General features: G+C 52.3%; 8 protein-coding genes. All 8 read right to left on the reverse strand.

Going from position 1 to position 7,947, the window contains the following annotated elements; translation table 11 throughout:
• Positions 1-122: 122 nt before the first annotated feature.
• The 8 genes from AACY52_RS27940 to AACY52_RS27975 all read right to left on the reverse strand — a co-directional run bounded on the left by AACY52_RS27940 (position 123) and on the right by AACY52_RS27975 (position 7,334).
• Entirely contained in the window at positions 123-1,160 is a 1,038-nt protein-coding gene (locus tag AACY52_RS27940; protein ID WP_339561032.1) for a DUF4238 domain-containing protein, read from the reverse strand.
• Positions 1,161-1,344: 184 nt separating this feature from the next.
• Complete coding sequence (locus AACY52_RS27945; protein ID WP_339561033.1) at positions 1,345-2,370, reverse strand: AAA family ATPase; 1,026 nt, start codon at positions 2,368-2,370, stop codon at positions 1,345-1,347.
• Positions 2,355-3,923 carry an AAA family ATPase gene (locus tag AACY52_RS27950; protein WP_339561034.1) on the reverse strand — a complete coding sequence of 523 codons (1,569 nt, stop codon included), beginning with the start codon at positions 3,921-3,923 and terminating at the stop codon, positions 2,355-2,357. The genes AACY52_RS27945 and AACY52_RS27950 overlap by 16 nt, the downstream gene beginning before the upstream one ends.
• A 58-nt stretch (positions 3,924-3,981) precedes the next feature.
• Positions 3,982-4,260 (reverse strand): RNaseH domain-containing protein, encoded by a 279-nt coding sequence (locus tag AACY52_RS27955; protein WP_339561035.1) that lies wholly within the window; start codon positions 4,258-4,260, stop codon positions 3,982-3,984.
• The gene (locus AACY52_RS27960; RefSeq protein WP_339561036.1) at positions 4,233-5,222 is read right to left on the reverse strand and encodes a hypothetical protein; all 990 of its coding nucleotides are present in this window, start codon (positions 5,220-5,222) and stop codon (positions 4,233-4,235) included. The genes AACY52_RS27955 and AACY52_RS27960 overlap by 28 nt, the downstream gene beginning before the upstream one ends.
• A gap of 113 nt (positions 5,223-5,335) precedes the next feature.
• The gene (locus AACY52_RS27965; RefSeq protein WP_339561037.1) at positions 5,336-5,635 is read right to left on the reverse strand and encodes a hypothetical protein; all 300 of its coding nucleotides are present in this window, start codon (positions 5,633-5,635) and stop codon (positions 5,336-5,338) included.
• A gap of 860 nt (positions 5,636-6,495) precedes the next feature.
• Entirely contained in the window at positions 6,496-6,786 is a 291-nt protein-coding gene (locus tag AACY52_RS27970) for a hypothetical protein (protein ID WP_339561038.1), read from the reverse strand.
• 299 nt (positions 6,787-7,085) lie between these two features.
• Positions 7,086-7,334, reverse strand: a complete 249-nt coding sequence (locus AACY52_RS27975; RefSeq protein ID WP_339561039.1) for a hypothetical protein — start codon at positions 7,332-7,334, stop codon at positions 7,086-7,088.
• Positions 7,335-7,947 lie beyond the last annotated feature (613 nt).

The raw sequence follows: 7,947 nt of genomic DNA on the forward strand, positions 1-7,947 counted from the left end.
GGGATATCAGCCATTTTTTGATGCACCGGTACAACTGGATTCGACCGCACCAATTTAATGGTGGGCTGCCACCGGCTCAGGCTGAGAAAAAACTTAACGTCGTGTCCGGGATCAGTTGACCACTACAGGTCGCTGGTTACGAAGCTAAGACAAGGGTAAAAGTTAGGCTCTGATTCGACAATTGCGAATGTGTGACGGCCAGTGGCATAACCATCCAGTGAGAGTTCAGGTACGCTTTCAACGTTTCTTTTCTTCTGCTCAAATCTACTGTTTTCTTCGCGCCAAAGCATTTTTACATATTCGGAGTCCTCGGCACGACTGAAGTATATCGAGTTGGCAGCTTCATGAAGCTGAAGCTTATTGATCTTTGTAATGTCATCATCATTCGTGATGTTGAGTACAATACTTTTTGCGTCGCCAATTCGATAAACGGAAGCATCAAAAAACAACGCTAGAAAATCGGGGTTCAGGGGATAAAAAATCTGCAGCCCAACGTTGGTGTTGCCCAGTTTGTCGCACTTAAAATCACTAAGCGCGGGATTTGTATAGGCGATCGGGGAATCGCTGAAAATAAAAGGATGCGAAGTGCAATTTTTGAGGATAATTAGCTGAAGATCTGCGACCTCACTCTTATCGATCATCATCAATTTGACAAACTGGGAGTCTCTGGGATCGCTAAATGACTTGAAAAACATCCTCATGGCGTCATTGACGGCTTGGGTGGCCTCTGGTGAATGGCCTGAGTCGTAGTTGTCCAGATCCTCAACCTGAGGTGCAAAAAAATCTTCATGAAATTCGTGAACTCCTTGTTCTGCCTTACGGTGACTCAGAGTCCGCTCCCGTTGAAACTGAGTGTTCTCCAGAAGGATTTCAATCTCTGCGGGCGGAAGGTCGGTGACACCATCAGCTAGTGCCTTCAAAATACGTTTGCGATTCTCGAAGTGCCTGGTGTCGAACTCTGTTATCTCATCTTCTCTTTCCGCATCACCGTAGAACCACGCTGCGGAGGATTGGCCGCTAAAAGAAACATGTGGAATAGAGGTTCCGCTCTTTTTAAATAAGCCGCAAACGCTGGAGCCATCTTTAGAGAATTCTTCAAAATAGCTCTCAGGTACATAGTGTTGGTTTTTATTTCTGTTAGGATCTTTTTCGTTTTGCATCCAAAGCTGCTCCTTCAGTGATTGATCTGCGTCAGTAAAGAAATATGAGTGCGTCGAGTTTTATCTTGTCATGTCTTTGTGGTCTAGGTGTAGGCCTGTAATTAGGCTTTGATAATGGGTGTTAACTTTGATTGTAAGAGTATTTCGGCGATTCGGTATGTCCGCTCATGCCCATCTGCCCATTTCATGATTTGTACGCTTTGAACAACCGATCTGGGGCCACATACACAGCGCCTCGTGCCCTGGAAAAAGCTACGTAGAGTTTGTTCCGGGTTTTGGCCACAGACTCGTGGAGCTTGCCCTCCTGATACTGCTTCCATGCCTTCGCACCCAGCACGACGCAGACATCGTTGTAATGATCCTGCCCTTTGCTCGCTCCCCAATTCTGCGAGTGACACCCGTACTTGTAGTGCTGCTCGTAGAAGAGCTTCACCACGGTGGAGTCTCCATGCAGTCGATCCGCCATCTCTTGGCTCTCGACATTGACGATCTCGCTTAGCCTGTCTTCATGGGCATAGATCTTGATCTGCAGGTGTACGCTGATGAACTCACAGAGAGTCGTTCCGCATCGCCAACTTTTGCTGAGTGTCTCCTTGTCGACGTTGATTTTGGCTTGTGCGAACCGCCTCTCGTAAGCCGAGATTTCGTTGTGAAGCGTGCCATTGACGGATCCGTCGCGACTGGTATCGAAGGTGTGCTGGAAGAAGTCTCCTACGAAAAGCATTTCAGCATCGGCTGCGGAAATCGCCAATAGCAGATTGAAGTCGTGGCCCGCGAAATCCTGTACCTCATCGACGTACACCGCATCGTAGAAGCGCTCGATGCGAGACCGCACCGCAGGCAGTAGCCCCTCGATCTCGATGAATTTGGCCAGGCGGTTGTGATACAGCCTGCCACTGGGGTCTCTGTATCGCCTCCTATCGGTCAGCGGAAAATTGCGCTGGGGAGGCCGTCTGAAGTTCAACCCCCTGGTGTTTGCTTGTCTTTGCATCAGCGGGCGATAGCAAAAGCCATGGAGAAAGGCGAAGTACGTCATCAAGGTGATATTCGACGGAATGGTGCCGAATTTTTTGATGATGCTGGTTCGCAGGTGGCTGTGGTTGTTCTCCGTGTAGGTGATGATCAGCGCGCGCTTCTCAAGGCTCAGCCGACTAATCAAGTGAGTGGTCTTACCCGACCCGGCCACCGCAAAGATCACTCGTTTATCCATGTGATCGCATCCTGAATATATTGAGGGGCTAGGAGCTCAGTGCCTTTTTTGGTGAGCAACTCGAAGGCTGCATCTGCCTTGTTCTTGAGCATGTACTCCTGGACAGTCAGCTTTTTACGCCCCGCTGCGAAAAGGTCGTCGCAGGCCGCTTTGTTGTCCTGGTACAGCCCGATTTCGAAAGTCGATCGCTGATCATCCGGATCCGCGAAGACTCGGGCTTGGTCGTACAGGTGCTTGGCGTAATTTTCCACGCAGTGGCTATTGTAGTCACCGTCGTTATCTCGGATCGCTGCTACCCGAATGCCTAGCAGTTTTCCAAGCTCCAGATAGCGTTTGAAGCTTGTGCCACCAATGGAAATGATGTGCACCTCATCGGCCTGAGGTGTACGGCCATTGGCGTGTTTTTTATACATATCTTCGATCAGGATGAACTCAGCATCGCCCTCCACCAAAATGACCTTTTTGGAGAGGGCGAACTCCAGAACATTGTTGTCCGGTGCCTTCATGAAAAAGCTCGCAGTCGGCTCGGAAAGGGCTTTAAGACGCCCTGCGTTCTGATCTCCACCGAGGAGGAGTGCATGCCGAAGATCGAGCCTGGAGCAGATGTGGCTGCTGTGCGTGGCAATGAAGAGCTGTGTGCCCGCTGTCTTCGAGAGTTGTTCGACCAACTGTTTCATCTTGGTGTGACTAAGGTGGTTCTCTGGCTCCTCAAGGAGCAGGGCGTGGAGCTCGCCCTTGGCATCGTGACGACGCAGCGCAAATTCGGTTTTGATGAAGCATTGCTCCCCCTTACCACGGTTTTCGATCGGGATTCCGTCTTTGGTAATGATCAAATCTGTTTCGAGGTTGGAGCGGATACTGGTTCTGACCCCGAACTGGTAAGCACCTAGCTCTGCATTAAGAGTGGCCAGTTCTTTGTCCCGGAAAGACTCTTTCCCGCGACGGTATCGATTTTCGAGGCTGTAGCGCTCTGGAGGCTCCGCATTGAAGCTGAACACCGTGCGGGTGTATTCGCGCGCGGCGTATTCGCTGTCGATGCGTGAGCTGTCCAGCAGTAGATGTTTCACCGGGCGACGGTAATTGACATGCTGTGCACCCGAGAAGGTGTAAAATTTCACCCCGTAGTACTCATAGGGGAAATTCTCGGGATCCTCTGCAAGGAGCTGCAGGATAGTCGCGCCGAATTCCTCGATCAGTGGTGCGATCTCCATGCCGACTCCGTCGGTCATGGCACCGGCTAGGTTCTGTGTGCCGTAGTACCCTTGGTCATCTCCTTCTTCCAGAAACACTTCCACTACCACCCTGGGGAGCCGATCAAGTGTCGTTGGCCCTGCTTTGAACGCACGCACTGCCGACTGAGACAGGAGCGATTCATAGCCAATGGTCTCGACGCGGCTGCGACTCGCACTCAGCGCGAGATCAAGTGCCAAAAGGACGCTGCTTTTCCCCGTTTCGTTGTCACCAATGAGCACGTTAATGCCCGCGTCAAACTCAAGGGTGAGGGCGCTGAACTGTTTGAAATGCTGGAGCATCACTTTCTTGATTGCGGGCATTGCGCGGTTCCTTTCGCCATTTCGGGTCGGTTACGGGTGTTGGATCGTTTACGAGAAGTCAGGCTTTCTCTGCTATTCGATTAGCTTCACTTTTTCGGTGCATTTCCATGATGGGATGGTCTCCCGCGACTTGAGCGCCCAGGTGCATCGGGCTGGGTAATTTGAGCTGCCCATCCCACAGCGGCGCGTTGCGACAGAGCAACGCCACCTGCTCGACAATCACCGTTGCGGGTGCAAATGCACCTGGTTCGATGACGGTTATCTCGGTAACCCCTAGCTGTTGCCAAGGATCCTTGAGTAGCTTGTCGTCTACCTGATAGCGGGTGTTTTGGCACATATGCTTCTCAGCCAGTCCAGGTGGGACTTCTGGTAGTCAGGAATCACGATCCAGCGTGGTGATGAGTACTCAAGGTTTTCCAAGTAGCGACCTAGCGCGAGCGGTGAAACCCAAACTTTGGCATCAAGGTCGGTGGTCATGGCGCCTTGAGTAACTCGTAAATCAGAGCGATCCACGTCAGGCCACAAGGTGACATCCAAGCCGTGCTCGGAAAGCTGCTCAGCCAGCTGGAGTTCCAGAAGCCCAGGTAAAAGGGTGTACTTCCACAGCGCGCTTTTTAGCCTGTAACGCTTGCCGGCGGTTTCGCCCTCCAGCTTTTGATTGGTCACGAAGTTGATGAGCCTATTGCTCTCCCACCTATAAAGGCTGTTCTTCTCTCGGCACCATGCCGAATCGCACTGGATCTCACGCCGTTGAGGGTTCATCGGCCATCGGCATTCAGGGCAGCGGTAGAGCTTTGCATAAATTGCAAAGTGCTCAGGGATTGGTTCGTAAAAGTCTTCCAGCTTCCGACCCAAGGGGATAAAAATCGCAGCAGCTTGGACGGTTTCGATGACGGGATTTTCAATCAAAAATCGCCTGAAGCGTCGGTAGAGTGCATCCCCGTTGGAGATCACACGACATAGGTGCAGCACTTCTCGGACGTTTGCCTGAATGGCCTCCGATAGCTGTTGAGCGTCTAGCTCCAGCAGCATTTCACTACAGGTTTGAGTGGGTAGACCGGAGGCGAGGAGAGGGCCGCTGTAGCCGCGTTGCACCGATTCAGGAAGCCAGTTTTCCATTGGTTGGGAAGGCTTTCTCTCAAGCTCCATGGCAGAGCCAAGGGGCTCAGTGCGACTCAAGCGCCAAAGGTGGGCCTGAGACTCTCGCAGCAACACCAAAGCGGCCTCCCTGTCTGACTCGCACAGCGATGCAGCCTTGGAGAGCAACCTCAACAAATACTCGGATCGTTCAGAATCCACGCATGGGCTCCTGGGCTTGGCACCACCCTTGAACTGGTCGCGCAAAGTATGACGGCGTGCAAACGAGTCCTAGGGAAAGTAAGCATCGTGGTCTTATTGATCTGCTGCCGGCGTCAGTGAGGGTAATGTTTAACCAGTCGATCCCAGTTTGCCACGACCCAATTTGTTACTGTCTGTGAGCTCGGCGCGGTCGAGCGGTAGTGCTCCTTGAGCATCCATTCCACGATCTGTCTACTTCGAACAGGCAGGTCACCGCCGTTCTGGTCGGTCAGCCTGTTCAAGTAATAGAGCATTTCGTACCCTTCATTTCTGCTGAGGTGTCGAGCATCCTGGGAAATCAGCTTCGGGTTGTCTCCTTCAGTAACCGTCCATTTGTACTGGTAATGAAGGTCTGTACGATTCATCTTCGGCATAAGCTGTCTTCCTTTATGGCTAAACCGTAGTCGTGGAAGTCTGAATGATCAGCACCTACTTGCGATTGTTTTCGCTTACCGCATGGCTGCCCTGCAGCGCATTGCGATAGGGTGATCCTAATAGGAGGCTAGCAATATGCCATTGCCCCGTCCAATGCGCCGCAGTAATACTTAAGTCGATAGGATGCCACGAGGCGACTATTACGGAGGTTAAAGGCAGACTGGGTAGCGCACGATTCAGCCCCCATATTCACCCGATACAGCATCAGTAATCTATGTGGATTTCGGCCAGAACATCTGGATAACGTCGGACAAACTGTTCTAAATGCGACAAAATAGTCAGAATTGCGACGACATTCCTACCCCACCCTCTTGAAAATTTTTAAGCGAGACGGAGTTCTTATATTTGAGAGCAAGATAAAAGCGGCAGTGGCCCAGGCACCGCTTTTCTCACAGGATCCCACCGGCTTTACGTCTGATATTTACGGCTTCTAGATCACGCGGTTTGAGGGTCTCGTGTGAAGCTGAGGTTGGAATGGGTGGGCCGGGGGCCAAGGAGAAATCGCTTTCCTTTGCAGCCGCAGGCTGCTGCTTACGCTTTGACGTCAAACCAATAGGGCTTTTTTGCTGGGATCAGTCCGTCTGAAATTCCACCCGTCTCGGACAACAGGCGTCTGCAAGCGTCCGTCGCCTTCAATGTTCTAGCAAGACGCACCCGGTGACCTACTGCGCGCTTGGAAAATTCGGATCTGTAAACCTCGGCGGTTAACACGTTAAAAAATTGGTTTACAGGTGGATATGGATTCTGGCCGCGCTTGGGGCTATTTTGCCAATTTATTGATAAGGCGAGCCCGATGACCCTACTGTCTGATGGTCAGCTCTGGTCTCTTGCTTGCAAAGCCTATGGGGATGATCTTCCTGGAATCCTTGGGTCGATTGTGAGCGCCTACGAGCGTCGTCCGGGGCTGAACAATCCTATCCGTGTTCACAGGTCGGTCATCGGTGTCGCTGGCTTTACAGCGCTTCGAGAGGCCCTTACTACGCATCGCTCCAGTGGCTTCCATCAGCTCGAAGGTTGCTTGGAGATCCGCGAGCCTCTGGCGTGGCATCTCGTACGCTATCTGCAGCATAAGCTGATAATCGATGGGCATGCTTCTGCTTCAATCCGTGATCAGCGTTTTGCGGGAGACCTAGGGCTTTGACCTTGTCCCGTTGAGACACCTAGTCGTCCATTTGGCTGATACGAGCCTGATCGTCATCAGTCGTGTCGGCCTCTCTGCCCGACTTTGATCGCAGCTGTTCGGACATCCACTCGCCCGCGTCGCTGAACTCTTGCATCATTTCTGCGAGCCCCATTAGTGTCAGGGGCTCCGAAGCTTTCTTGTTCTGTATCTGCGCAAGAGAAAGAGAAACGCCCCGCATGGGCGGGGCGTGGTTACCAGCGTTGAACTCAGCGCTCTTTGTTCGCCTGTGAGAGCACGGAGCCGGCTAGGCTCAACACCGTCTGGCTGTGGCCCGACTCACCCAGAATTTTGCTGGCGAGCTCCTCCATCCGAGCGCTGGTTTGCTTGGTAGTTGAGGCCTGAGAAAGCGCCGAGCCAGCCAGCTCCTTGGCCAAAGCCGAGGATTTAGAGTCAAGCAATACAGCCGAGGCCAGGCTGGCGATCGAACTGCTGGTTTGTTTCGCGTTAAAGCTCATAGTCTTACCTTCTGATCAGAGATTAAGTGCTCCGACCCAGCGCTAGCGCATCGAACCACGCGTCACCTTTATTTGACGCGGCAGTGCGCAATTCGATGTAATGCATGCACTCAAGTCAGGTTGTCTAACCGTATGGCTTTGAGAGCGGGTGGATCACGGAACGTTTGGCGACCTAACGTGACCACTCGCTGAACTCGCCTCCCGTCTAGGGACACGGTACCGCAAACACCATATCTATGGTGTTTTTGGCGCGGCAACCACAAGATGAGCGATTTTCGCGTAGTTATCAAGCGTTGAAGACACACATGCCCTGTGGATAATGTGTGTATATCCTGTTGGGCGTAGAGCCTAAGCTGCATACCGCTTGGCTTGCAGCGCGCCCCAAAAATTTCAAACTTTTTTCCCGCTGGCCACTACGTTATACGTCGTGAGGGTCTGCAGCGCTCGCGCATGCTGAATTGGCATGCACCTGGTGGCGGAGACGTTCGTAAGCGATCCATCGTCTACACATTCAAAGCTGCCATTTGATGCCTGATGCTGGGCTCCCGATATCCTTCAGGAGCCCGCCGTCATGATGCGCCCCGACGCCAAAGTTGAAAAAGTGTACCTCTAC

It is taken from the genome of Pseudomonas sp. EA_65y_Pfl1_P113, from assembly GCF_963970525.1.
In the GTDB taxonomy this organism is placed as follows: Bacteria; Pseudomonadota; Gammaproteobacteria; order Pseudomonadales; family Pseudomonadaceae; genus Aquipseudomonas; species Aquipseudomonas tritici.